This is a genomic window from Paenibacillus sp. S28 (assembly GCF_016624415.1).
GTDB classification, from domain to species: Bacteria; Bacillota; Bacilli; order Paenibacillales; family Paenibacillaceae; genus Paenibacillus_AQ; species Paenibacillus_AQ favisporus.
Window position 1 is genome coordinate 65,028 of the sequence record NZ_JACVTM010000009.1, and the last position, 25,069, is coordinate 90,096.

The 25,069-nt window shown below is 54.8% G+C and carries 22 protein-coding genes; 8 read left to right on the plus strand and 14 right to left on the minus strand.

Features of this window, described 5'->3' with window-relative positions; genetic code table 11:
* Window positions 1-19 precede the first annotated feature (19 nt).
* Window positions 20-1,396 carry a DUF2515 family protein gene (locus IAE55_RS21135; protein ID WP_200633819.1) on the plus strand — a complete coding sequence of 459 codons (1,377 nt, stop codon included), beginning with the start codon at window positions 20-22 and terminating at the stop codon, window positions 1,394-1,396.
* Between the two features lie 32 nt (window positions 1,397-1,428).
* Here IAE55_RS21135 and IAE55_RS21140 read toward each other — a convergent pair whose 3' ends face one another.
* The 8 genes from IAE55_RS21140 to IAE55_RS21175 form a co-directional block, all read right to left on the minus strand.
* Window positions 1,429-3,063, minus strand: a complete 1,635-nt coding sequence (locus IAE55_RS21140) for a putative polysaccharide biosynthesis protein (protein ID WP_105445073.1) — start codon at window positions 3,061-3,063, stop codon at window positions 1,429-1,431.
* Between the two features lie 69 nt (window positions 3,064-3,132).
* Window positions 3,133-3,618, minus strand: a complete 486-nt coding sequence (locus tag IAE55_RS21145; RefSeq protein WP_076173695.1) for a DUF456 domain-containing protein — start codon at window positions 3,616-3,618, stop codon at window positions 3,133-3,135.
* 9 nt (window positions 3,619-3,627) lie between these two features.
* Complete coding sequence (locus IAE55_RS21150) at window positions 3,628-4,374, minus strand: Cof-type HAD-IIB family hydrolase (RefSeq protein ID WP_076173693.1); 747 nt, start codon at window positions 4,372-4,374, stop codon at window positions 3,628-3,630.
* Window positions 4,375-4,617: 243 nt separating this feature from the next.
* Complete coding sequence (locus IAE55_RS21155) at window positions 4,618-6,669, minus strand: peptidoglycan D,D-transpeptidase FtsI family protein (protein WP_258168828.1); 2,052 nt, start codon at window positions 6,667-6,669, stop codon at window positions 4,618-4,620.
* A gap of 256 nt (window positions 6,670-6,925) precedes the next feature.
* Window positions 6,926-8,980: a peptidoglycan D,D-transpeptidase FtsI family protein gene (locus tag IAE55_RS21160; RefSeq protein ID WP_438822546.1), complete on the minus strand. Its 2,055-nt coding sequence runs from the start codon at window positions 8,978-8,980 to the stop codon at window positions 6,926-6,928.
* Between the two features lie 309 nt (window positions 8,981-9,289).
* Window positions 9,290-10,249 carry a helix-turn-helix transcriptional regulator gene (locus IAE55_RS21165; RefSeq protein ID WP_200633820.1) on the minus strand — a complete coding sequence of 320 codons (960 nt, stop codon included), beginning with the start codon at window positions 10,247-10,249 and terminating at the stop codon, window positions 9,290-9,292.
* A gap of 175 nt (window positions 10,250-10,424) precedes the next feature.
* Complete coding sequence (locus IAE55_RS21170) at window positions 10,425-11,123, minus strand: hypothetical protein (RefSeq protein WP_145163280.1); 699 nt, start codon at window positions 11,121-11,123, stop codon at window positions 10,425-10,427.
* 389 nt (window positions 11,124-11,512) lie between these two features.
* Complete coding sequence (locus IAE55_RS21175) at window positions 11,513-11,674, minus strand: hypothetical protein (protein WP_167527104.1); 162 nt, start codon at window positions 11,672-11,674, stop codon at window positions 11,513-11,515.
* Between the two features lie 271 nt (window positions 11,675-11,945).
* Between IAE55_RS21175 and IAE55_RS21180 the strand changes: the two genes are divergently transcribed.
* From IAE55_RS21180 to IAE55_RS21190, 3 genes are all read left to right on the plus strand, one after another.
* Window positions 11,946-12,368 (plus strand): hypothetical protein, encoded by a 423-nt coding sequence (locus tag IAE55_RS21180; RefSeq protein ID WP_145029353.1) that lies wholly within the window; start codon window positions 11,946-11,948, stop codon window positions 12,366-12,368.
* Between the two features lie 37 nt (window positions 12,369-12,405).
* Complete coding sequence (locus IAE55_RS21185) at window positions 12,406-13,110, plus strand: AIM24 family protein (protein ID WP_145163282.1); 705 nt, start codon at window positions 12,406-12,408, stop codon at window positions 13,108-13,110.
* A 113-nt stretch (window positions 13,111-13,223) separates the two neighbouring features.
* Window positions 13,224-14,489 (plus strand): MFS transporter, encoded by a 1,266-nt coding sequence (locus IAE55_RS21190; RefSeq protein ID WP_105445067.1) that lies wholly within the window; start codon window positions 13,224-13,226, stop codon window positions 14,487-14,489.
* Between the two features lie 95 nt (window positions 14,490-14,584).
* Here the strand turns inward: IAE55_RS21190 and IAE55_RS21195 are convergent, their stop codons facing one another.
* On the minus strand, window positions 14,585-15,463 hold the full coding sequence (locus IAE55_RS21195) for an EcsC family protein (RefSeq protein ID WP_234489749.1): 879 nt from the start codon (window positions 15,461-15,463) through the stop codon (window positions 14,585-14,587).
* A 136-nt stretch (window positions 15,464-15,599) separates the two neighbouring features.
* On the minus strand, window positions 15,600-16,055 hold the full coding sequence (locus IAE55_RS21200) for an Lrp/AsnC family transcriptional regulator (RefSeq protein ID WP_089548473.1): 456 nt from the start codon (window positions 16,053-16,055) through the stop codon (window positions 15,600-15,602).
* Between the two features lie 229 nt (window positions 16,056-16,284).
* Here IAE55_RS21200 and IAE55_RS21205 point away from each other — a divergent pair, with 229 nt between their 5' ends.
* Window positions 16,285-17,124 carry a sulfite exporter TauE/SafE family protein gene (locus IAE55_RS21205; RefSeq protein ID WP_105445064.1) on the plus strand — a complete coding sequence of 280 codons (840 nt, stop codon included), beginning with the start codon at window positions 16,285-16,287 and terminating at the stop codon, window positions 17,122-17,124.
* Window positions 17,121-17,507, plus strand: a complete 387-nt coding sequence (locus IAE55_RS21210; RefSeq protein WP_105445063.1) for a DUF1634 domain-containing protein — start codon at window positions 17,121-17,123, stop codon at window positions 17,505-17,507. Before IAE55_RS21205 ends, IAE55_RS21210 begins: the two co-directional genes overlap by 4 nt.
* A gap of 55 nt (window positions 17,508-17,562) precedes the next feature.
* Here IAE55_RS21210 and IAE55_RS21215 read toward each other — a convergent pair whose 3' ends face one another.
* From IAE55_RS21215 to IAE55_RS21225, 3 genes are all read right to left on the minus strand, one after another.
* Window positions 17,563-19,113: a potassium/proton antiporter gene (locus tag IAE55_RS21215; protein WP_105445062.1), complete on the minus strand. Its 1,551-nt coding sequence runs from the start codon at window positions 19,111-19,113 to the stop codon at window positions 17,563-17,565.
* Between the two features lie 290 nt (window positions 19,114-19,403).
* The gene (ilvD, locus tag IAE55_RS21220; protein WP_200633821.1) at window positions 19,404-21,101 is read right to left on the minus strand and encodes a dihydroxy-acid dehydratase; all 1,698 of its coding nucleotides are present in this window, start codon (window positions 21,099-21,101) and stop codon (window positions 19,404-19,406) included.
* Complete coding sequence (locus IAE55_RS21225; protein ID WP_200633822.1) at window positions 21,098-21,793, minus strand: GntR family transcriptional regulator; 696 nt, start codon at window positions 21,791-21,793, stop codon at window positions 21,098-21,100. Before IAE55_RS21225 ends, ilvD begins: the two co-directional genes overlap by 4 nt.
* A gap of 236 nt (window positions 21,794-22,029) precedes the next feature.
* Between IAE55_RS21225 and IAE55_RS21230 the strand changes: the two genes are divergently transcribed.
* Window positions 22,030-22,404, plus strand: a complete 375-nt coding sequence (locus IAE55_RS21230; protein ID WP_116234094.1) for a winged helix-turn-helix transcriptional regulator — start codon at window positions 22,030-22,032, stop codon at window positions 22,402-22,404.
* A gap of 209 nt (window positions 22,405-22,613) precedes the next feature.
* Here the strand turns inward: IAE55_RS21230 and IAE55_RS21235 are convergent, their stop codons facing one another.
* On the minus strand, window positions 22,614-23,690 hold the full coding sequence (locus IAE55_RS21235; RefSeq protein WP_200633823.1) for an SDR family oxidoreductase: 1,077 nt from the start codon (window positions 23,688-23,690) through the stop codon (window positions 22,614-22,616).
* Window positions 23,691-23,941: 251 nt separating this feature from the next.
* Here IAE55_RS21235 and IAE55_RS21240 point away from each other — a divergent pair, with 251 nt between their 5' ends.
* Window positions 23,942-25,069, plus strand: a complete 1,128-nt coding sequence (locus IAE55_RS21240; RefSeq protein ID WP_200633824.1) for a GNAT family N-acetyltransferase — start codon at window positions 23,942-23,944, stop codon at window positions 25,067-25,069.

Here is a 25,069-nt window from a genome sequence, read left to right on the forward strand (position 1 = left end):
AAGAAAGGAGGATGCGGACATGCCGGTAACATCTGCGCAGCGCACCCTTGTACCCGCCTGGATCCGGATCATGTCGGCCCTGCCGAAGACGGCCGCCGAGATCGCTCGCGGCAAAGCCGCCGGCTGGAAAGCCTCCCGGCAGCTGACCCGCCGCCGCCGGCCGCTCGACTGGAAGGAGACCTCCGCCCAGAGTATCCGCGACCAACTGGACCGGATGGCCAGCGACATCGGCCGGATGCGGGAAATGCGCCACCACCTGGCTTATCCCCGGCATACGAATGCCCGCTCCCAGGAAGAGCAGGACATTCTTCATACGATCCGGACCCGCACCCGGGAGGCGAACCGCAGCAACATTACGCGGACGAAGGCCTATTACGATTGCTACCGGGAGTATCCCGAGCTCCATTGGTCCTTTTTGGCCCACATGGTGTCGCGGAACGCCGGCTGGAATATGAGCGACCTGAAGGGCGGACTCATGTCCGATCTGATGGAGCCTTCCGCCCGGGAAGACCTGTACCGGATGCTGGAGCGGTGCAACGCGCTCATTTTTCAGGACGCCTACCCCCAGCTTCTGCTGTACAGTCACAGCCGGCGCCTTGGACGGAGCTTGTTTCACCTGCTCCCGAGCTTTGGCGTGTCGGCGTTCATGAGCCCCTTCTGGGACCGCTTCTGGATCGAACGGGACAGCGCCCTGCTTGCCGTCGGGCTGATCATCAATGAACAAAATTATATTGAGGGCCGCGTTGTGCAGAACGGTTATTATCAAAGCCGGATTCTCCGTAAAAAGGCATTTTCCCTGCACAGCAAGTTTCAGATGAATCAAGTCGTCTTCCCGATGCTGCCGCATATCCCGGAGCTCGAAGCCGACGTGTTCCATACCCCCGAAGAAAAGTCCCGGATCCGCGAGTCGGCCGGCTACGCCGCCGATTCCATGGTCGGACTTATTCTGGAGCAGTTCTCCAGCCTGAACGAGAGGATTGCCTTCGGCAAAGCGCTTTACGCCACTCTGTTCGGTTACGAGGATGTATTGTCCGGCGTGCACTCGTTCGCCTCAGTCGTCGAGCACCGCGGTTCACGGAGCGAATATTGGCCGCAGCTGTTTACCCATGACAAGAAAAACGCGCTGAACTCCCCGCTGGAAAGTGTCGAGCTGATGAAGCAGGAATGGCTCCCCGGAGGCCGGCGCCTGTACAGCCCGCTCCTGCACGACGTGTGGCACGACCTGTACAGCGAACCGATCCCGCGATATGACTGGTTCAAAAACGAGGATGCGATTCATTACGTAAGCCGGCCGAGACGGCCCTTTATGATCGAAATGACGCATGCCCACCGGAACGCGCTGCAAAAAACAGCCCTCACGCACGATGTCGGGAGGGCTGTGACTTCAACGTATTAGCTTGTCTATAAACTGATGCGGCACGGACCGTATTAACCCCGTTCCTGCGATTTCAACCGGGACGGCTGCAGGCGCATCAGCGGACGCAGCGCCTTCTGCAGGATACGCGGATAGCTGGACAGCTCCTGCTGGCGCAGCACGCCGAGCATGACCAGCAGTGCAAGATACAGCACCACGACTACGACGCCAACCACCAGGCAGGTGATCAGGAACGCCAGCCTGTCCGGCAAAATGTGGACGAGCTGATCGCCCGCGGCGTTAAGCCCGTATCCAACGGCACCGGTGACGATCACGGTAATGAGAAAACCACGCCAGCGTTTCCCCAGAATGGAGAACGGCACGATTTTTTTCATGACACGCAGGTTCAGCCACGTAATGACGAGGAAGCAGAGTCCCGTCGCGGCGATGATGCCGTATATGCCAAGCCATGGAGCGAGAATAAGGCTTCCAAGGAGCTTGATGATAATGCCCATCATCACGCTGATGACCGTCAGGTACGCTTTGCCGACACCCAGCAGGATCGAGTTGGTCGTCATCATCGTAATCTGGAAGATCGTACCAAACGTCAGCAGCATAATCAGTCCGCTGCCGTCCAGGCTGCTGAACAGCAGGCCGTTGATCGAATACGACGCCACGCAGAGGGCGATGACGATTGGCATGCCGGTCAGGATCGAGATGCGCAGCGCAAGCGTGATTTGCTGCTTCAGATGCGCTTCGTCCTTCCGGGCGAAGGCGGCCGAAATGACCGGAATCAGCGAGGTGCTGAGCGCGATGGCCAGAATCGGCGGAATGCCGGCCACGCTCTGCGCGCGCTGTCCGAGAATCCCGAGCAGCTGCGTCGCTTTCGCTTCGCCGATCCGGCCGATCAGGAGCGGATTGACGATCGACGAGTCGATAAAGTTGACCACCGGCACGGTCATCGATGACAGGACGATCGGAATCGAGATCGTAAAAATATCCTTGTAAATCTGTCCCATCGGCAGATGCGAATCCGGACCGGCTTCCAGCATCAGCGCCCGGTCCTGCTTGCGAATCTTGACGGTGTAATACAGCATGACGGCAAACGCGCCGATGCTGCCGAGCACGCCCCCGAAAGAAGCGCCGGCCGCCACCCAGCTGTCCTCGTATCCGCTCTTCAGCAGAATATAAGCCAGCAGGATTGCAGTGCCGACCCGGGCGAACTGCTCGACGATTTGCGAAATGCCGCCCGCGGTCATGTTGCCGCGACCCTGGAAGTATCCGCGCATCATCGCGATCGCCGGAAACAGCAGCAGCGCCGGCGCCAGCGCGCGGATGGCGAGCGACGCTTCCGGCACCTTGGAAACGTAGGTCGCATAATACGGTGCGAGCACATACAGCAGAATGGTGATGATGACGCCCGCCGCCGCGGCGAAAATAAGCGCTGCGTGGTACACGCGCTGCGCTTCCGCCGGCTTCTTCAGCGCATAACGCTCGGATACCATTTTGCTCAGCGTACTCGGAATGCCTGCCGTTGCCACGGTCAGCAGCAGCAAATAGACGTTGTTCGAAATCGTAAACGAGGCCTTGCCTATGTCATTAAACAGGTGATCCAGCGGAACCCGCTGCACCAGTCCGAGCACGCGCGCCACCAGCGCAGCGGCAGCCAGAATGAGCGTGCCTCTAATAAATGATTCTTTCTTCGCCAAACCCTATTCCCCTTCTTTCCCCAGCAAGCACAACCCCGGACGGGTGACCGCCCATGCGTTATCTTCTCATTAGAAAAACACGATCCAAACGAAAAATACGATGATCATGACGATTTGCAGGATCACTTTCATCACCATGCTGCTGAACAGGCCGACAAGCGTCCCGAAGCCCACTTTCACCGCTTTTGACGGCGACGATCCGTTGATGAGCTCTCCCACAAACGCGCCTACAAATGGTCCGATCACAAGTCCGAAGGCCGGAATGACAAACGGCCCGATGATAGCCCCGATAGTGCTTAGAATGACCGACAGCCTGGAGCCGCCGAATTTCTTCGTTCCCCAGGCGCCGACGGCATAGTCGGCTACGAACAGCACCACGATGATGAGGCCCTGGATGATCCAGAACCAGGTGTTGAAATGGGAAAACGTAAAAAACCAGCCATACACAAAAAAGGCAAAAAAGATAGCCAGCGCCCCCGGCAGTATCGGGTACACGGCGCCGGCCAAGCCGATTGCGAACAGCGCAATGACCAAAATCCAGCCAAGCACAGCCATCGCCTATGCTCACTCCTCGTCAAAAATGAATTTTTGGATAACCTCAGCGATTCCGTCATCGTTGTTGCTTGACGTAATATAATCGGCTGTATCTTTCACGACCTGCTGCGCGTTGCCCATAGCTACGCCGAGCCCGGCCTGCTGGATCGCCGCCAGATCGTTCATGCTGTCTCCGACCGCAATGACTTCAGACATCGTCAGGCCCAGCAGCTTGCACACTTCCGCAATGCCCGCAGCCTTGTTCACGCCTTCCGGGTTGATCTCCAGATTAAACGGCGAGGAGTTGGTGATTTCAAGGCCGCCCATATCCTGCAGCTTCATGAGTATACGGTGTCTCGCTTCGTCATCCTCTGTATGATAGCCGAATTTGAGCCATTCCTTGCCTTCGACGTCATCCGTCCAATGATCCTTATTGTACAGCTGCTCAACGGAATAGGCCCAGTACCAGCAGTCCTCCTCCACCGCGATGTCGTGCATCGCCTTCACCAGCTCCACATCCATCAATGAGCGCAGGTGAAGCTCATGCGGGGCACGCCATACTTCGCTGCCGTTTACCGTAATCATGGGCGTGGTCAGACCGAGCTCTTCCCCATAAGGCAGGGCGCTCATAAATGCGCGTCCTGTCGACAGGCACACATGCACGCCGTGCTTCGACGCCTTGCGGATCCACTGCGCCGTTTCCTTCGAAATGTTCTGCTCATCGGTCAGCAGCGTTCCGTCCATATCCAGTGCGAGTAACTTGTATTTCGTACTCATGCCGTTTCCCCCTGTCCTTGTTCCAGCGCTTTTCTTTCCGTTTTGACACAGACATACGGACATTTTACCACAAGGACCGGGACCTCACAAAAAGGATTTACAGCGGCACTTACATTGCTGGACAGGCCTATCATTAAAAAAGCAGGCAGCCGGGGAAAGTCCCGTGTCACTGCCTGCCTAGATCAGCCAGTTTACCGCAAGCACCGATGGAATCCACGGCCTTGCAGGCACTGCCTGAATTTATTATGGGTTGCTTTGACCATCAGTCGTTTCCTTCTTGCCTTTCGGAACGCCGTCCAGTCCGTACACCTCGTCGTACGCGTCGAAAATTTTACGCGCGATCGGCGCGGCGCTCTGCGAGCCGAAGCCCCCTTCCGGGATCATAACCGCAATGGCCAGAACCGGATTTTCCTTCGGAGCAAAAGCGATAAACACCCCGTTATCGATCAGCTTGCCGCCGACGCTCTGGGTCGATGTCCCCGTCTTCCGGGCAAAGCTGTAAGGGAAGCCTTCAAAGGAGGAGACGTCACTCTTCATCCCGCGCTTGATTTCATCCCAGTACGACTGGCTGAAATTGACGGTGTTCAGCACTTCCGGCTTGAACGTCTTAAGGATGTTGCCTTTGTCGTCGGTGATCTTGCTGACGAGCTGCGGCTTCAGCCGCTTGCCTTCGTTAGCCAGCATGGCGGCGTATTGGGCGAGCTGCAGCGTCGTGTATTTCCCCTGCTGCCCGAAGGAAGCATAGGCCATGGCCGCCTGGGCTGAACCGGCTGCTTTTACATCCATATACTCCTTGCGGCCTTCCCATTCACCTGGCAAACCACTGCCCGTGCTGACCCCGAGGCCAAACGAAGTCATGTAGCCGTCCCATACTTGGATGGCTTTGGAGCCGTATTTTTCATACAGCTTTTTCCCAATTTCGTCGACCATAAACGCGTTGGACGATTTTTCGATCGCACGCGCCGGATCCATCCCGCCGTACACGTGGCCTTGGGAGTTCTGTACGCGGGTCTGGTGGCCTTCTTTACCGAAGTATGCCGCACCCGTATCGTTATAGTAGGTGTTTGTTCGAATCAAGCCTTCCTTCAGTCCGATCAGGACGCTAAGTGGCTTCATCGTGGAACCGAGCAGCACGACCGATTCCGGATGGCTGCCGGATTTACCCGGATTAAAGGAACGGATCGTGCCGTTCTGGTAAATGTTCTGGATTTTATCCCAGTTCTCCGGCGAGATGCTGCCCGACTGCCATACGTTCGTATCGTAGTCCGGCATGCTGGCCATGGCGACGATGTTGCCCGTCTTCACTTCCATCGCGACGGCAAATCCCGTCGTCGCGTTCGGATGCAGCTTGCCCGAAACCGGATGCGTATGGAGCCAGCTCAGCTGGTCGGTAATGGCCTGCTCCGTCTGCAGCTGAATCTCCTTGTTGATCGTGCTGTAGACGTTATGCCCTTTCTCCGGAGGCACGATGTCCTCCACGCCCTCCGGCATGTTGCGGGGATCGATCGGCACCTTCTTGTATCCGTTCTTGCCGCGCAGATCGTCCTGATACATCAGCTCCAGGCCATCGTAACCGACAAACTCGGGTTCAGTATAAATCAGGCCCGGGTCGGTCTGAGCATCGCCGCTGCGCTGCTGCTCGTCGATCGTCTTGTACTTGGTCAAACTTTTGGAACCCTTAAAAGTCCGGATGTACCCGATCGTCTGCACCGCCACGGTGTCGGGGTCATAATGCCGGATGCTTTCCTCTTCGATCGCGATACCCGGGAAATCGGACTTATGCTCCGAGAAGTAGGCGATTTCCTTGTCCGACAAATCCATCTTGATCCGGCGCGGTGAATAACCCGAGTATTTCTTGTAATCCAGATCCATTGCATCTATGATATCCTGCTTGGTCATTTTCTCGCCGTTCGGATCGCCGTATTGATTGAACACTTCCAGCAGATCCTCCGCCATCTTTTCGGCTTCCGGACGGTTCTTCTTCCCGTTCTTCTCGCTGTAATCCTTCATCAAGGTAAGATACAGCGACTGGGTCGGCGTGGAATAGGCCAGCTTCACGCCCGAAGCGTCGTAAATTGTTCCCCGGACCGGAGGCAACGGCACATCCTTGACGATGTTGCTGGACTCCTTCTCCGTCAGCGTCGGCCCCTCCACAAACTGCAAAATGGCGAGCCGGATAATGATGACACAGAAAATAATAAACGTACTGAAAAAGAACAGGTTAATCCGCAGGTTAAAGCTGTTTTTCCCCTTCTTCGGACCTTCCTGCGCATGGTCCGTCGTATAGTCGCTCACCAGCATTCCTCCTTCCTGTCTGACCTATGTAAAACGACCTTTATTATTCTAGCATAAAAGGCATGCATTCGACATCTTTCGCTCTTCCCCTGGGTTGGGACATAAGGATGCTGTTGCTTTTTTAAGAACAACAGAAAAAGACCGCCCGGAAAATCGGGTCGGTCTTCATCCAATATATACATATGAAAGCATGATTCTAACGGAGCGGACATCCAGGGAAGCTGCTAAGCCGAATGGCCGTTGTTTTCGAACGGTTTTAGGGGTTCACAGCCTGCTTGTTTTTCTTCGGTACCCCGTCGAGTCCGTATTCCTGGTCATACGCATCGAAAATTTTGCGGGCGATCGGAGCTGCGCTGTATGCGCCAAAGCCCCCTTCCGGAATGACGACGGCGACGGCCAGCTTCGGATTGTTCCGCGGGGCATAGGCGATAAAGACACCGTTATCCCGGTTTTTTCCATCTGCCCACTGCTCAGAGGTGCCTGTTTTTCTGGCAAAATCATATGGGAAGCCTGCAAACGCCGACTTTACGTCGGTGTTCATCCCTCGCCGCACAAGATTCCAATACGATTTGTCAAACTCGTCGGTCTTGTTCAGCACCTCACGCTTAAAGGTTTTGATCACCTTGCCGTTCTGGTCGGTAATCTTGCTGACGATCTGCGGCTTGATGCGTTCCCCTTCGTTGGCTAGTGTGGCGGTATATTGAGCGAGCTGGAGGGTTGTATACTTGCCTTCCTGGCCGAAGGAAGCATAGACGAGAGAACCCTGGGCGCTGCCTGTTTGCGGAAATTTGCCGTTTTTGTCGGGCATATACTCCCTTCTGCCCAGAAATTCATTGGGGAGATCGATCCCCGTTGATACCCCTAAACCGAACTGCTTCATATAGTTGTCCCAGACGTCGATGCCCTTGTTGTATGTACCGCCCTTGTTTTTATATTTTGAATACAGCCTGTCACCGACCATTTCGACCATAAAGGTATTTGACGAATGCTCGATGGCCTCGGCGGGGGTGCGGAGGTATCCGTAAGCATGGTTCTGCGAGTTGCGTACAGCTTTCTTCTCTTTGCCGAAATACGCAATGCCGACATCGTTATATGGTGTCGTCGTCGAGAACAAGTGCTCCTTCAGGCCGACCAGCACGCTGAGCGGCTTCATCGTGGAACCGAGCAGCAGCGTAGACTCCATATTGTGGCCTGATTTACCTGAGGAAATGGGGGTAATGGTCCCATTCTGGTAATTGAACTTGATCTTTTCATAATCCTTATCGGAGATCCCCCCGTCCGCCCATACATTTGTGTCATAATCCGGCATGCTGGCCATGGCCACAATCTTGCCGGTATCCACCTCCATGGCAACGGCGTAACCCGTCAGCGCATTGGGATGCGTTTCACCAGACACGGGATTGTGATGCACCCAGTCCAGCTGGTCCATGATCGCCTGCTCCGCCGTCTGCTGCACCTGCTTGTTGATCGTCAGCCAGACGTCGTTTCCCTTCTCGGGCGGGACGATCTCCTCAACGCCGTCGACGATGTTGCCCGGCGTTACCGAGACTACTTTATACCCGTTTTTGCCCCGCAACTCTTTTTGAAAGGACATCTCGACACCGTCGACCCCGACCAGCTCATCCGGTGTATAGACGAGTCCGGAATCCTTCTGGTCTTTGCGCGCCTCATCATACTCTTTTAACGACTCCGTATGCTTGAAGCTCTTAATATATCCGACCGTTTGCACCGCGATCGTATTCGGGTTATATGTCCGCTTTGATTCCTCAATAATTTCGATCCCCGGAAATTCGGATTTCCGCTCCATGAAATAGGCGATCTCCCGCTGTGATAAATCCATCTTGATCCGGCGCGGATAATACCCGTGCTCTTTCTTGGAATCCAGGTCCATCGCTTCGATGATGTCTTCCTTCTTGATCGGGTCCCCCAATCCGTTAAAGACATCCGCTATTTTTTGTGCCAATTGCTCCGCTTCCTTGCGGTTCTTCCTGCTTTTTTCCGTCGCGTTGCTGTAATCCTTCTGAAGGGTTATGTACAGTGACTGTACCGGCGTAGAAAAAGCCAGTTTGGTTCCGGTCGCGTCCAAAATATCTCCACGGGCAGGCGGGAGCGGAATATTTTTCGTGTTTTGCCCTGTTTCCTTCTCCGTCAGCGTATCCGCTTCGACGAATTGTATGACGGCCAACCGGATAATAATGACGCAAAATATGACGAAGGTGCTGAAAAAAAACAAATTCACCCGTAAGTTAAGCCCGGACTTAGGCTCATTGTCCTTGTCGCCCTTCACGTTCCTTCCCAAAAAATTGTTCACCGATCTCCCCACTTCCTAGCACTGATCTCTAACTGGAAAACACTCCCTACAATTTTAACATATCTTGACAGTGAGGAGAATGATAGGAAAATGATAAATATACGATTTCCTTGAATATATCGTTATGACTCAAGCGAAGTCGGCCTTTCGTCGTTCGGATTCTCAAATGGGGCGGGATATCAAATCTGAAGTCGCTGCCAAGCATGTGGAGGTATTGAAAAGACAGGGCCAGCATCCATCGGGAAGGGGGATGTCAACTGCTGGCATTTCCCTGTTGCAGGGTGAGCAATAAAGCGCGGGGATCCTGTATCATTTGTATAAAGCAAGCCATTTGCGCAAATTTCGTTTCATCATCTCCCTGTAAAATACAGGCTCCATGATTTCGGCTTCAGCCCCATACTGGGACAGCCAGCTTATAAATTCAACCACGTTGGTCACACATAACTCCACAATCAGACTGCCGTCCAGGCTCTCCGCCATTCGCATCGGGGGAATAAACGCCTCAGTTTTGAACATATTCGCCATCCGGGGGGAGATCCTGATTTTAAACTGTATTTGGTCTTGCTCGTGCTGCTCATGATAAGGATCCAACAACTCTTGCTGAACATGCATATGTACTTTGACGAATACGTCATCTAAAACTTCTACCTGCTGAAAATTGCTAAGAGGGTAAATTTGGATATTCCCTTCCGAATGACTCCGGCCGACCAGATAAAAGCGCTGCTTCCAAGGTACGAGCCAGTAAGGATCGATTCTTCCGGACTTTCGCTCCCGGCGGTCAGAAAGAACGTATTCCGCCTGGATCGTATGCTGGGACAGGGTGGCCATGAGGATCGGGATGAGAAACGGCGGCTGATCCCGTATCGCTGCCGCAGACTTGTCCGCCGATGTCATTGCTTCTTGCTGCTCTGTTACCGCGGAATCTGCTCTGCGCTTATGGTTCGCCGCCATGACTTTCTCATATGCACTTTCAAACGCCGCGGGCAGGATTGGTTTAATCTGATTCATAATGGAAGGAAGCGCCGCGAAAGCGGACGTTTCCTCTTCCGTCCAATCCAGCGGATACAAGGCAAAATCCCCGATGAACCTGTACCCCTTGCCATGCCCCTGATGGGTAATCGGAATGTGCATGGCGCTCAGGGCATCCATATCGCGATATATCGTCCGCTCGCTGGTCCCGCAGCGCTCCGCAAGCTCCCTCGCCAGAATGCCGGGCTTGGCCTGAACCAGGGTGATAATGCGCATTAGTCGGATCAGTCTGTCTGTCATGTGGATTCTCCTAGCTCGTATAGTAAATTAGACTCATATCTCAACTTCCGAAGTAGTCCATTCGACTTGTAGCAAAGTGAATCCTGCTTTCATGTTCCAAAGACCATCCCCTTCGTTTTTGCTATTTTTTCTTGAAAAATATGTACTTGAAATGGCAGGGTATACATGCGACTCCTTACCCGTTTCTGACCAAAGAAGTATTCCTATTCATGTAAGTTCCTACATAGTGCTCACTAAGCTGGTACAGCATGTCGGCCTCGGCCAGTAAACGGCCGTCCGCGTTCCGGGCCGCGTTGATCAGCAGCTCGTCCCCCTTGCGGCGGAGCACCCATTCCCCATGCTCAATATCGCCGAATTCGAACAGCCTGATGGCTTCCTTGACTACTCCCGGTGTTTCCAGAAGTTTCACATGCTTATGGACGTGGAAATCCTCCTGCTGACGCAAAAGCCCCATGTGATACGTGTAATTCATATAAAGTTCTTTGACGGGGAGCTCCTTGATCCGCTCCTTGTTCCGCTCCTTGTAACGCCACTGGGCCGAGATAACGCCGTGAAGACCTGGGCTTTGCGGCTCAAGGGCAAGCTCGATCGCAAAGAACTGCTTGACTCCGTCCTGCAGATGCCCAAGCGGCACGATCAATGAATGATTCAGTCCTCTTCTTGCCTTTGCCCCGTAAATACGCAGCAAGGTCACATGCGGTTCCAGCCACAAGTGCAGCTCCACATCCCGGGCGATAAGCTTAGGGGAGGTTCGCCTCCGGGCAGGACGCAGCGTCCCTCCGTACCACTCGACTAGTAGAATAGCCTTATTCATTCCGCTGGCAAAAATATGATTGCGGTTCCATGTAAATTGATCCTGTATACCTGACTGCATGGATGTTCACCCCTATCTTAATTCATCATCTTTATATCGTACCAATGTTGGCTGACAGCATCTTGTCACGGAACATACGTTCGCATTCATATATTTGTAAATAATATCACAACATTCCACTATTTTCTACCTGATTCTTCCTTTTTTTCGAGTAAACCACTCCCTTTATCGCGGCTTTTTCACTTCAATGCATCTTTATGTAAAAAGTCCTACGATTTGTCCTAAACTAGTATAAAAGAACGAAATTGAAATAAATGTCGAAACGTGTAGTGTAGATTCGAAGCGGCAAACTTTTTTTATCGGCATAAATTTCGCCCGTGCGAAAAAAGACCCAGAATCTCGAAGGATTCCAGGTCTTTTGTGTTTTGAAATATGGTATTATTTAGACATTAACTGACAATTGCATTCATTTTGGTTTCGGTTGGACCGGCCGTTTCGCGGATTTGGACCGGTGCATACGTAACTTTGTCAATCCACAGCTCCTTGCCCAAAGGCTCGCCGTTAACGGTAATCATAATCTTTTTATATTGTTGTTCTGTTTCACGCATCATTCATTGCTCCTTTTCATGTCGTATATATTCGTATATTTGAGAGGGCTTCTTCTATTCCTGCGACTGGCTCTTCTGTCCGCCTTTTGGTACGTCATCCGGCTTCCTTTTTCATTTACCCGCTTTGGGCGCCATTTGAAACCGGTCCGGCAAAAATGGACGAAAGTGGAACTTATCCGCCGGTTTTCGAGTATATTCTATGGACGGCTCCGGCCTGTCCTGCGTGATGGACAACCCTCACTTTCTATAACTCTATGCAGGAGGTTGTTGCTTTATGAACCGGAACTTATCGCTGATCCGCCTATTATGCGCGGTGATGATTGTCATATGCGGCACGATGCTGTTCAAGACTTCCGCCAAAGCGAATTATTTCGACGATTTTTATAAAGGGGTGGAGACGTTCTCCGGCCTCCCCAGCGAAGTCAACCGGCTGAAGGAGAGCTACCGGGAAACTTTGGACGACCTCGACCGGGCTCAAGCCGACGCGAAGCAGTACCAGGAGCAGAACGCCGAGCTGATGGCGCAGAACAAGGAGCTGTCCGAAACCGTTCAGGCGCTGCAGGAAACCAATCAGGCCAGGGCAGCCAGGGAGCATAAGCTGAAAGTCATGCTGGTCACAGTGGTTGCTCTGGCCGCCGGGTATTTTGTTTTTATCCGCATTATGCGGTACTTCATGCGCAGAGCCAACCGGATTTAGCGACAAATCCCGGAGTCCGAAGTAGGAGGAATTGCCATTGAATCTGTCGATACAGGAACATGCAAGCCCGGACAGCGGACAAGCCGTGACCTTCCTGCTGGAACAAGGGGAAGAGATGCATTTTCTGCATCCGGAGCAGATCATCGCCTACAGGGGACCGTCCGACGGGCGGAGCGACCGGCTGATGAACATCAAGGGGATGTACCGGAAGAAAAAGCTGATTCAGGCGGATATGCGGGGGAGCTGCAGTTTTACCGCAGCGCTGCCTCCCGGCTACAGCGTCAAGCCGATTGAGCTTGCCGGCGGCAGCGATTTGCTGTACGACCTGCGGCATTTATTTTTTTACAGCTCCGGCATCACCATGAAAACGCGGATTCTGAGCGCGAAAAATATGCTGATTACCCGTGACGCCATCAAGGTGAAATTTGCCGGGACGGGCACGATCGGCGTCCTGACCGAAGGCATGGTCCTGGAAGCCGAGCTTCATCCGGACGAGCCGCTGTACGTTGACGCGGGAAGCGTGATCGCTTATCCCGAGAATGCCAAGCTCGACCTGACGGTTTACGGCAATACGCTGGCCAGCCAGCACATGAATTATCATTTTAAAATGACGGGTGTGGGAACGGTGCTGTTTCAGGCCGGACACCGGAGCAGCCACCTGGAGAAGGAAATGAACAACGACGGGCTGATCAAGCGGGTGCTGCGGGAGATCATTCCGTTCGGGGGAGTTTTCATCAAGTAAGGGGTATACGGTTTGCCTGGATCTGACATATAATCTCCTTAAATATTCCGAACGAAAGAGGACCTGACATGTACATAGCCGATCCGTCTTAAGTTCAAACACAAGGAGGTAACATGTCCGTTCAAACGATGACCAAGACTTCTCCGCCAAGTGGACAGCAGCCGCTGACGCAGCCGGATATGTCGGCCACGGTCTACCGGATCCTCATCGCCATCAGCCTCGTGCATCTGTTTAATGACTCGATCCAATCGGTCATCCCGGCGATCTTCCCGATTCTGAAGTCGTCCATGCACCTGACCTATACGCAGATCGGGGTCATTTCTTTTGCGATCAACTTTACGTCCTCCCTCATGCAGCCGGTGGTCGGATGGTTCGCCGACCGCAAGCCGACGCCCGCGCTGCTCCCGATCGGGATGGGCTTCACCTTCACTGGGATGCTGCTGATGGCCTTCGCCACAACCTATCCGGCCGTGCTGCTGGCCGTCGTATTTGTGGGCCTGGGCTCGGCCGCCTTTCATCCGGAAGGCTCGAGGGTATCCCACATGGCCTCCGGAACGCGCCGCGGGCTGGCCCAGTCGATCTTCCAGGTCGGCGGCAACGCCGGGCAGTCCCTGGCTCCCGTGCTGACGATGTGGATTTTCATCCCGCTCGGCCTGTTCGGCTCGATCTGGTTTACCATCGTCGCCGCGGCCGGCATTGCGGTCCAAATCTTTATCGCCAGATGGTACGGCAACCGCCTGCGCACCGGGGCGTACCAGAAGAAGAAAACGCAGGCGCGCCAGCTGCGTCCGGAGGTGCGCTCCCGCGTCCGTTTCGCGATCGTGCTGCTGGTGCTGCTCGTGTTCGTCCGTTCCTGGTACAGCTCGTCCATCAGCACGTTTTTTTCATTTTATCTCATGGAGAATTTCCACCTTTCCGTGAGCGACGCACAGGTTTACATTTTCCTGTTCCTTGCAGCAGGCGCCGTCGGCACGTTCTTTGGCGGTCCACTGGCCGACCGGTTCGGCAAACGGAACATGATCTTCTGTTCGATGATCCTTGCTGCTCCGCTGGCCATCCTTCTGCCTTATGCGAATCTGTTCTGGTCCGGCGTGCTGCTGGCGATCATCGGCCTGATCGTCTTCTCCAGCTTCTCGGTGACGGTCGTGTATGCGCAAATGCTGTTCCCCGGCAAAATCGGAACCGTCTCCGGCCTCATTACCGGCCTGGCTTTCGGGATGGGGGGCCTTGGCGCACTTGTGCTGGGTAAATGGACCGATATCGTAGACATTACGACCGTCATGCAGATATGCAGCTTCCTGCCGCTGCTTGGCATTCTGACTTATCTGCTTCCTTCCGACAAGCTGCTGAACCGGTGGTCCGAAGGAACGGAAGCCTGATCAGAGTTGTTGTGCGTCAAAGCGATCGATCCGAAAAAAAGGACTGCCCTGGGCTTTATAATATGCCTGGTGGCGGTCCTTTTAAGTTGCCGGCCCTATGCCTCACCGTCCGGCTGCTCCGAGCGCAGCTTGGTCACAATCCGGCGCTTCCTGTACAGCATTTTTCCGGCTTCGGCCACATCCTCAATCGTGCCCTTGTTGCTGATGGAGCCGAAGAAAATCCCGGCAATCGGCACGAGCTGGAACAGCTTTTTCCATCCGAAGCTGTCACGGTACGTCTGCACCACTTCCCGCCAGCCCTGAATCTGCGACATGACTTGGGCCGGCGCGTGCTCTCCGTCAAACTGCCCAAGCTCGTCCAGCACCGCCTTTTTGCCGACGATGTCGGCCGATGCGAACTGCAGGCACTTGACGATAAACAGGCGCTCTTTCTCATCCCTCGGATCGTATCCGTAGCAAACGGCGATCTCCTGCAGCACCTTCAAAGAGAGGCCCAGCACCGCAGGGATGTCGATGGCCAGCGTCAATACGCCGCCGATGCCCGTTGTCGCCCCTTGGGCAGCAGCAAGCTTGGCGCGGCTCGCGGTGAGCTCATCCGCCACGCTGTCCATGACCGCAAGCGGCAGATCCGCCGCCTCGGCGAGCGTCAGACCGGCTCCATCCCCGCCGTCATGCCCATCCGCCGGTTCCGGCGCTCTGCTTCCCTCCGGACCGCTTCCCATAAGCGAATGCGTCCGCTCAAGCCGCTTGAGAATGGATCTGCGTTGCACCAAATACTGCCCGCCGGTCTGCAGAAACCGTCCGACCTCGCCAAGCCCTTCGGCCAGCTTATCCTGAATCACTTTCGGCGTCAGCCGGTCCAGCAGCATAAACGGCAGCCGGCTCCATTTTTCCCAAAACCACGCGCTTTTCTGATCCTTCTCCCATTTTTCAATCCGCCTTAATTCCTGCTCTAGCTGATCTTTGGTCTCCATCTGTCCAGACACCTCCCAAAATTGGTTGTTCATCTAACACGCCCGATACGCCTTCCCCGCGATCCGGTTACCCACATACATAGATAGGCATGATAAACGAGAAAGAGCGCATGGATGCAGCTGCATGAAGGACATCTTAAATCTGTATGCCTTCCCGCTCTTTGAACCGGCGGATCAGAAACTCGCTGTGCACGTTCGTGATGCCTTCCACCGTCTGGAGCTTCCGCAAATATTTTTCCACATGCTCTTGGTCATCCATCAGCGCATGGACATGCAGGTGCGGGCCGCCGCTCATCTGGTAGACGCTCGTGATCTCATCATCCGCAAGCAGCGTTTCGGCAACGGTCTCAAGCAGGTTCCACTCCACTTCGATCAAGAAGTACACCGACATGCTTTTTCCGGCCTTCAGCGGGTTGACAATCACCGTAAATTTATCGATGATTCCCTGCTCCATGAGGCCATTGACCCGTTCCCGCACGGCAGCCCGCGTCAGGTTCACAAAACGGCCGAGCTCGGCATGGCTGAGCCTGCCGTTATCTAGCAGATGATCCAGAATCATATTGTCTTTTTCGTCCAAGTGTTTGAATTTCATGGCATTCTTCCTCTCCCGGCATAAGCTTCATTGCTTCGTTGTATTTTACATTGTAAAAATATAATGCATTAATATCGTCCGTTTGTATGGTTAATATTATACAAACGGTGTATAATGAATCCGTTCCACGGCATCCGGATGCGATAAGCCCCGTGTTTTTAGTGTACAGGGACACGGCGGAAGAGCGCAATCCGGACTCTTATTTTCTGACACAGGCAGGTGTACTCATGTGATTACGTTATCTTTGGAAATTCTGCTCATCTCCGTTCTGGCAGGCATCGTCGGATCGGTGCTGGGGCTCGGAGGCGGCATTATCGTCACGCCGGCGCTGACGCTTCTATTCGGGGTCAGCATCGAGCATGCCATTGGCGCCAGCATCATATCCGTCATCGCCACTTCAAGCGGCTCCGCCATCGCATACATCCGCGACCGGATCACCAATATGAGGGTCGGGATGTTTCTGGAAATCGCCACGACCATCGGGGCGATCACCGGAGCGTTTATCGGCGGCATCATCGCCCCTAATCTGCTCTATATCATCTTCGGGCTGCTGCTCATCTACTCCGCGTTTAATATGATCAAGAAGAAGAGCGAAGGTGCCGCCGGTGAGGTCAGCATGAGCCCGGCTGCCAAGAAGCTCCGGCTTGAAGGAAGCTATTATGATAAAGCCATCAAGCAGGACGTCCCTTACCATGCCGGAAACGTCTACGGAGGCTTCTCCGTCATGTACGGCGCGGGAATCGTATCCGGCCTGCTCGGCATCGGCAGCGGCAGCTTCAAAGTGCTGGCCATGGACGTGTTCATGAAGCTTCCTTTGAAGGTCTCGACCGCTACCAGCAACTTCATGATGGGCGTGACCGGGGCGGCCAGCGCGGGAGTCTACCTGCTGCGCGGGGATATCGACCCGCATATCGCCGGACCGGTGGCTCTCGGCGTTCTGGCCGGAGCGACCGTCGGTGCGCAAATTATGCAGCGCCTCAAGAGCAAGACGATCCGCCTGCTGTTCATTCCGGTGCTGGCGTACGTGGCCTTGCAGATGATTTGGGAAGGAGTGGGACTGACGAAATGAGCGAACCGAACGAGCAACGTCAAGAGCGGCAGCAGAAAGATATTTTGGAGGTGGAGCTGGCCGTCAGCCGCTGGCTCCGGGTCGGCGTCGTGCTGAGCGCAGCCGTCATCATCGCGGGATTGGTGCTCTTTTTTATGGAGGGAAGCAGCGGATACCCCGGCAGCTCTTACCCGCACAGCCTCCCCGATGTTGTGAGCGGAATCGCGTCATTCAAGCCCTACGCCGTCATCACGGCTGGATTGATTCTGCTCATTCTGACCCCCGTACTGCGCGTCGCGATCTCCATCTGGGTATTTGTGCGCGAAGGCGACAAGCTGTATACGGGGATTACCACCCTGGTCCTCCTGATTCTGATCATCAGCTTTATCCTGGGAAAAGCCTGAACCTCCGGCATTCCAAAAAGCCCTGCTTCTTTGCAAAGAAGGCAGGGCTTTTGTGTTAAGTTTCCTGTTCCGGAGGGTCGTCCGGGTCTTTAGGCGGTATGATGTTGGTGGCTTCTTCCGGCTTCTGCTTCACCTCGTTGAGATGAACCACCGGAAGTGCCGGGGAAGTCAGAATCGCCTTCACCTGCTTCCGCTTCGCCTTCGGGCTCAGCACATACACCGTATCTCCGGACTCGATCCTCGTGTTTCCGCGCGGAGCGATGATCTGTTCGTGGCGGATGATCGCCGTAAACAAAATGTCCTCCGGCAGGTCGAGCTCGGAAATTTCCTTGCCGGCGATCGCCATCGTCTCGTTGACGTCCACGTGGTTGATTTCCGATTTGGCTTTGCCTAAGGCCGTCAGCTCCAGGAGCGAAGGGTTGGACGGTTTGATTTCTCCCGCCAGCCCCAGCTTCCCGGCAAACGGGGAAATCGTCGCCCCTTGGATAATAGCCGAAGTCAGTACGACGAAAAACACTACGTTAAAAAATAGCCGCCCGTGCTCCATTTCCGCCAGCATCGGATAAGTCGCCAGCACGATCGGTACGGCTCCGCGCAGGCCGGCCCAGGAAATGAGCAGCTTTTCCCGGAAAGAATACTTCATCCCGAGCGTGCTGAGGAAGACGCCCACCGGTCTTGCAATCAGCATCAGGATCAGAGAAAGCAGCAGACCTTCCCCGACGATACCCGGCAGCTCGGTTGGAAAGACAAGCAGGCCGAGCAGCACGAACATGACGATCTGCATCATCCAGCCGAATCCCTGGTTAAAATGCATGATCGAACGCCCATAGGCCAAATCGGAATTGCCCATGACGATGGCCGTCACGTAGACGGCGAGGAGCCCGCTGCCATGGATCACCGAAGTAGCGCTGTACGCAAGAATGGCGAATCCGAGCGCCATCACGGGATACAGTCCGGACGAATCGAAATTGATCTTGTTGATGACGTAAACCGCCAGCCTGCCGATGAGCAGCCCCATGACCAGGCCGATGCCCATTTCCCAGAAAAACGACAGGATCATTTGGAAGATTTCCGCCTCGGGATGCTGATAATATTCGATCAGGGAGACGGTAAGAAAGACGGCCATCGGGTCATTGCTGCCGGACTCGGCTTCCAAGGTGGAGGTCAGACGCTTTTTGATATTTTTCCCTCCAAGCACCGAGAACACCGCGGCCGCATCCGTCGATCCGACGATGGCACCGAAGAGAAAGCCTTCCACCCAGGACACGCCCAAAATATACTTGGCGCAGACGCCGACGATAAAGGTCGTCAGCAGCACCCCCACCGTCGCCAGCGACAGAGCAGGCTTGATGACCGGCTTGATATCGTCAAACTTCGTCTGCATGCCCCCTTCGAACAAAATGACAATCAGGGCCAAAATCCCGACGATCTGGGTGATGAGGACGTTATCGAAATACACGAACCGCGTAATCAGCATGCCGACGATGATAAACAGCACAAGGGCCGGCATGCCGAATCTCGAGGAAAATTTGGTGGTCAGTACGCCGACGAGCAGCAGGCCGGCCATTAATAGAACAAGTGAATTAACCAGTGTTGTGGAATCCAAACAGCCTCGCCTCTTTAAAATGGAATGTAAACACGCCTTGATTTCGGTTGCGAACAAGAAAATTGCCCTAGTTATATATAAACCAAGCAACTAACGTTACAAACAAAAGCGGTATGTCCCCTCCCCCTTTAGGGCCGTCAATTGGCGGTGAGAACAGCCCTCTGAAAAGGGGAATCATGGGTCTACATTTTCCAAATAAAGGCGCGATTATGCGGGGTTATTGGACATGTGCGGGTCATGGTAAATAAAAAAGGGAGCACCGCTTTTATCGCGGTGCCCCTCCTTACAATTTAAACGTCCTCATCCGTGACGGCTCCCTTGGATGCCGAGGATACGAGCCGCGCATACTTCCGCAGCACGGCGGCGGAATGCTTCAGCTGCGGCGGGAACCACTGCTTTGCTCTCTCCTCCAGCTCCTCGGAGCTGACCTGCATATTGATTTCCTGGGTTTCGCTGTCGATGGTAATGATATCTCCTTCCCGAAGGAGGGCAATCGGACCGCCGACCTGAGCTTCCGGAGCCACGTGTCCCACCACAAAACCGTGCGAGCCGCCGGAGAACCGGCCGTCGGTCAGAAGCGCCACGTCACCGCCCAGTCCTTTGCCCACAATCATGGCGGTGACGGACAGCATTTCCGGCATGCCGGGACCGCCTTTCGGTCCGCAGTAGCGGATGACAACGACATCTCCCTTCCGGATCCGGTCGCCCACGATCGCTTCCGTGGCTTCTTCTTCACTGTCAAATACGCGGGCAGGCCCGGTAAAGGACAGCCTGCTCAGGCCGGACATTTTGGCCACGGCCCTTTCTGGGGCCAAATTACCTTTTAACAGAACAAGCGGCCCTGTAGGCTTCAGCGGCTGATCCAGCGGTCTGACGACATTCTGGCCGCTCCGCAGCGGGGGCACCGCTGCCAAATTTTCCGCGATCGTATGCCCGGTTACGGTGATGCAATCGCCGTGAAGCAGGCCCGCTTCAAGCAGCAGCTTCATGACCGCAGGGACACCCCCGGCATCGCTCAGATCCTGCATCATATACCGGCCGCTCGGCTTCAGATCGGCAAGATGCGGCACCTTCTTGCGAATCCGCTCGAAGTCGTCGATGGTCAGATCGACCTGAACGGAATGGGCGATGGCCAGCAGATGCAGAAAGGCGTTGGTCGATCCCCCCAGCGCCATGACGACGGTAATGGCGTTCTCGAATGCCTTTTTCGTCATAATGTCTCTTGGATAAATCCCTTTTTCGAGAAGCTGAATCACCGTTTCTCCCGCCCTCGCACATTCATCGGCTTTTCCGCTTGCGATGGCCGCCGTCGATGAGGAACCAGGCAGGCTCATGCCCATCGCTTCCGCGGCCGCAGCCATGGTGTTGGCGGTGTACATCCCCCCGCAGGCTCCGGCACCCGGACAAACGTGACATTCGATTTGATGGAGCTCCTCGGGAGTCATTTTGCCGTCATGATACTGCCCGACGGCTTCGAAGGCCGTCACGATATTTACGTCCCGGCCGTTCAGCGATCCAGGCTGAATCGTGCCTCCGTAAACGTATACAGCCGGAAGATTCATGCGTCCGATGGCCATCAGGCAGGCCGGCGTATTCTTGTCGCACCCGCCGATCGCTACCAGGCCGTCAAAACGCTCGGCGTTCACGACGGTTTCGATCGAATCGGCAATAATTTCCCGGCTGGGCAGCGAAAATAGCATGCCTTCATGCCCCATCGATATCCCGTCGGAAACGGTGATCGTATTGAATATGAGCGGAGCCCCGCCGCCGGCCTGAGCGCCTTTCTTGGCTTCCCTGGCCAATTCATCGATATGCATATTGCAAGGTGTCACTTCGCTCCAGGTGCTGGCCACGCCGATCATCGGCTTCTTGAAATCCTCATCTTTAAACCCGACCGCACGGAGCATGGCCCGGTTCGGGACCCGGTTTACGCCCTCACTGATGACTTTGCTGCGAATCCGCAGATCAGGTCGATCTTGACTCGTCATTTCGAATCGTCTCCTTCCGAGTGGTTTTGAATGAATGCATAAAGCTCCTTCATCGGTCTCAGCAAATTCTGCTTCATCACCGAGGCGGCCAGCGCCGCATCCTTCTTCTCGAACGCCTCAATGATGCGGGCATGCTCTTCTACCGAGGCAGCGGTTGCCGCCACCGGCTGAGCCAGAAAAACATACTTGAACCTCCGAATATGGATTTGCAGCGATGCGCTGAAGGATGCAGCGTAGGCATTATCAGAGGCGTCCACGATCAGATTATGAAACTGCTCGTCAAGCTCCATCGCCTGGTACGGCTGTCCCTGCTTGATCGCGGTGGCGAAATCGGCGTTAAGCCCCTTCAGCTGTTCGATCTGCTCCGCCGAAATATGAGTCGCAGCCGTTTCAGCAGCCAGGGAATGCAAAGCAGCCAGGGTAGCGTACATTTTCAGAATGTCATCCTTCTCGACCGTCTGAACGCGCGTATCCCTTCCCGGATGCATTTCTACCAGCCCTTGAACTTCAAGCAGCTGCAGCGCCTCGCGTACGGGGGTGCGGGAAACCCCAAGGGCCTCCGCCAACTCGGCATCCACCAGTTTTTCTCCCGGTTGAAGGGTGCCGTCGATAATCCATCTCTGAATTTGGCTGAAGGCCCGCTCCTTAGCGGTCATGCGCACAGGCGTGGAATAACTTTTAGGGATCGGCATGATCGCTCACTCCTTTATCTTATGTATGCAATATATCGCATACATATATTAAATTCAAGAATAAAAATAAAATGCCCTCCAATTTCCCGTCGCCTGTTATGCGGATCGCAACCAGTCATGCTATATTGGAAATAATCAGACGGATTATCGCTCCCTGCGGCCCCAGGTTATCCTATACCGTAGAGATGACTTGAAGACGGCGGCGAACAGACCCTTACTTACGGAGGTGCAAACGTATGGATCAACCGGTGAAAATATACAATACGGCGGTGGAAGTAACCCTGGAGGTGATCGGTGGCAAGTGGAAGCCGGTCATCCTGTTTCATCTGACCTTCGGCAAAAAGCGGAACAACGAGCTCCTTCATCTCATTCCTTCCATCACCCAGAAAATGCTGACCCAGCACTTGCGCGAACTGGAAGACGAGGGCATCATTCAGCGCATCATCTACAATGAGGTTCCTCCCAAGGTCGAGTATGAACTGACCGAATACGGCTGGAGCATGAAGGAGCTGCTGCACATGATGTGCCGATGGGGAGAAATGCATGTCGATAAAAAGTACCAGGGAACGGCGGCCATCAGAGAAAACTCCCGCTTGAAGTCTGCGCCGTAAACAAGCAGGTTGACCGGCTGCAAGGGCAGGCGGCCATCGGCAGATCAGTCGTTTGAAAGGCACCGGCGGCGCCAAGAGATATCCTGCGGCATAACTCGGAAGGATCAGAAGCATATATAAGCAAAGAGGCTGCATCCCTGCAAGATCAGGGGCAGCCTCTCTTTTTTATACGTTGAGGATATCATAGACATAACGGCCAAACCTACACGTTACGGAATGACCTTACGCCGGCGTAAATCATCGAAAATGCTCATGAACATCTCTTCTGTATCCACGTACTCATGGAAGCCAAAGCGGCGGGCTTTGGTCCCGTCGGCGAAGAAATCGTAATCCCAGGAGAAGACGAAATCGCCGAAGCTCCAGGAAGAAACCTCTTGATAAGAATGCGGGGCAAGCCCGTGCTTCTGGACCATGTCATTCCACAACGGCTCCTTGTCGGCCATAACGACGTCCAGGGACATCTGAAGGGGCGGCGCCGTCTCCATTCCGAAGTAAGCGGCGATCTTCGGCCACATCTCGTTCCAGCGGAACAGATCCCCGTTGTTGATATTGAACGCCTGATTCGCGCACCGCGGATCGGTTGCGGCCCACACGGTGGCTTTGGCAAGAAGCCCGGCATCAGTAACCTCCATCAGCGTATGATAGGCCCCCGGTTTCCCCGGAAAACGGAGCGGAATGCCCAGTTCCTTGGAGATGGACGCGTATACGGCGATAACCATGGCCAGATTCATCGGATTGCCCAATGCAAAACCCGCTACTACCGAAGGACGAATGGCCGACCACGTCCAAGCCTTTCCCTGCTGCCGTTTCTCCAAAAACTGCTGCTGATCCACATTAAACTCGGGCGGCATATGACCGGCATCCGATTCCTTGGCCGGGGTTTTGAACGGGCCGAGATGCGCACCGTACACTTTGTACCCCTGCATCAGGCTGACATGCCGCAGCCCCGGCGATCCCGCTTCGACCGCCTCGACGCTGTTGACCAGCATGGCCAAGTTCGGCGCCACCAGCTCGGCCCAGGTCGGGCGGTCCTGATAAGCGGCGTAGAAAAGATGCGTCACCTCGGGAAGCGCGCCCAGACGGCGCCGGGCATCTTCCGGGTCCAGCAGATCCGCCGCGATATAGCGGACCCGCTCCCTGTCCTCCCCTCCCCTCCGGGATACCCCGATCACTTCCCACTCCGGCAGCGTCAGCAAATAGTCGATGAGATTGCGTCCAATCACCCCATTGGCCCCGACGACCAATGCTACTTTCCGTTCTTCCTTAACCGATTTATGATCATTCATGGAATGTCAGCTCCTTTATATATTGTGCTTGGTGATGGCTCTATTGTGCACCCGGATGGCTCCGTCGGGAAGTACGCACTTCAAAGTCATTTAAGCACTTTTTTGTAACGTTGGAGCAGACAACGGCTTTCCGGGCATTTGTTTTTTTCAATAAAGGAAATGGTTCGCCCGTCTTCACTTTATCCCGTTAGAGGACTATACTTATTCTCGACCTAGACAACAAGCATAACGGATGAGGAGGTATGTATAACTTGAAGATTCGGCTGCTTTATTCAAATGAATTACAACAGGCCGCAGACCTGTCAGACCTTGTATTTGGCAAGCCCGGCCAGCCTTCTATGGGCAAATCGTTTCCGGCCCTGTTTCATCCGGGCGTCAGCCATTCATATGGCGCGTTCACCGATGAGGGCGAGCTGGTGGCGTTCATGGGACTGGCGCCGGACGTGATGCGGATCGGGGAAGCCAGGCTGAACGTGTTCAGCATCGGTTCGGTATGCACACACCCCGACTTCCGCGGGCAAAATCTAGCCAGCACGCTTCTGGCGGAATGCATGGATCATGCACGCCGCTCCGGGGCATCCCTCGTATTCGTATCCGGCGGCCGTTCCCTGTACCGCCGGGCAGGCTGCTACGATTTTGGCAGAGTTCATTATGCCATGCTGGATAGCGGCAGCGCGGCAGCCCTTTTGCAACCGGATACAGAAGAATGGAGCATCAGCCCTATGCGGCCGGAGGATACCTTTGGCATCTCCGCGATCCTCTCCGGCGCATCCCCGGCCTATGAGCAGGGCCCCGGACAGCTGCTTACGCTGCTGGGCAGCAGCGCCATCGCGGACATCACCATGATGCGCCAAGAGACGCTCACCGCTCGCAAAGACGGCGCGATAACAGCCTTTCTGGCCGCTGCCGTGCCAACGGCTCCTGAATCCTCGACGTCCGGCGAACCGGCCAAGGCCGTCGAGTGGGGAGGCCATCCGCATGCCGTTGCCCGGCTGCTGGCCGAAATGCTCCAGCGCCACCAGATTCAGCGCTTGGAGGTTCCGGTGCCTTGGCAGGAGCAAGCCCTGCTGAAACTGCTGCAGCAGGCCGGCGCCGCGGTCCAATCCGGCCCGAACAGCGGCACCGTATGGATCGCGGACGCCCAAAGCCTGCTCACGCAGTGTTCCCCGCTGCTCCAGGTTGACTGGAAATCCTTTATCCGCATCGATGAAGCCGGCGGCAGATCATATACGGTCACAAACAAGGGACAGGAACTCGTGCTGGATGACAGCGGTTTGCTGTCGCTGCTGTTTGATCCCGAGTCTCCCCACCTGGCGGGGGCTCCGAAGGATTTCTGCACGATACCTCTGCCTTATTTATCCGGACTGCATTATATTTAA

Excerpts from the sequence above, each read along its gene's own strand:
- IAE55_RS21135 (WP_200633819.1), top strand. The coding sequence starts at position 20 with ATGCCGGTAACATCTGCGCAGCGCACCCTTGTACCCGCCTGGATCCGG.
- IAE55_RS21145 (WP_076173695.1), bottom strand. The coding sequence starts at position 3,618 with ATGGCTGTGCTTGGCTGGATTTTGGTCATTGCGCTGTTCGCAATCGGC.
- IAE55_RS21150 (WP_076173693.1), bottom strand. The coding sequence starts at position 4,374 with ATGAGTACGAAATACAAGTTACTCGCACTGGATATGGACGGAACGCTG.
- IAE55_RS21165 (WP_200633820.1), bottom strand. The coding sequence starts at position 10,249 with ATGACAGACAGACTGATCCGACTAATGCGCATTATCACCCTGGTTCAG.
- IAE55_RS21170 (WP_145163280.1), bottom strand. The coding sequence starts at position 11,123 with ATGCAGTCAGGTATACAGGATCAATTTACATGGAACCGCAATCATATT.
- IAE55_RS21175 (WP_167527104.1), bottom strand. The coding sequence starts at position 11,674 with ATGATGCGTGAAACAGAACAACAATATAAAAAGATTATGATTACCGTT.
- IAE55_RS21180 (WP_145029353.1), top strand. The coding sequence starts at position 11,946 with ATGAACCGGAACTTATCGCTGATCCGCCTATTATGCGCGGTGATGATT.
- IAE55_RS21190 (WP_105445067.1), top strand. The coding sequence starts at position 13,224 with ATGTCCGTTCAAACGATGACCAAGACTTCTCCGCCAAGTGGACAGCAG.
- IAE55_RS21195 (WP_234489749.1), bottom strand. The coding sequence starts at position 15,463 with ATGGAGACCAAAGATCAGCTAGAGCAGGAATTAAGGCGGATTGAAAAA.
- IAE55_RS21200 (WP_089548473.1), bottom strand. The coding sequence starts at position 16,055 with ATGAAATTCAAACACTTGGACGAAAAAGACAATATGATTCTGGATCAT.
- IAE55_RS21210 (WP_105445063.1), top strand. The coding sequence starts at position 17,121 with ATGAGCGAACCGAACGAGCAACGTCAAGAGCGGCAGCAGAAAGATATT.
- ilvD (WP_200633821.1), bottom strand. The coding sequence starts at position 21,101 with ATGACGAGTCAAGATCGACCTGATCTGCGGATTCGCAGCAAAGTCATC.
- IAE55_RS21225 (WP_200633822.1), bottom strand. The coding sequence starts at position 21,793 with ATGCCGATCCCTAAAAGTTATTCCACGCCTGTGCGCATGACCGCTAAG.
- IAE55_RS21230 (WP_116234094.1), top strand. The coding sequence starts at position 22,030 with ATGGATCAACCGGTGAAAATATACAATACGGCGGTGGAAGTAACCCTG.
- IAE55_RS21235 (WP_200633823.1), bottom strand. The coding sequence starts at position 23,690 with ATGAATGATCATAAATCGGTTAAGGAAGAACGGAAAGTAGCATTGGTC.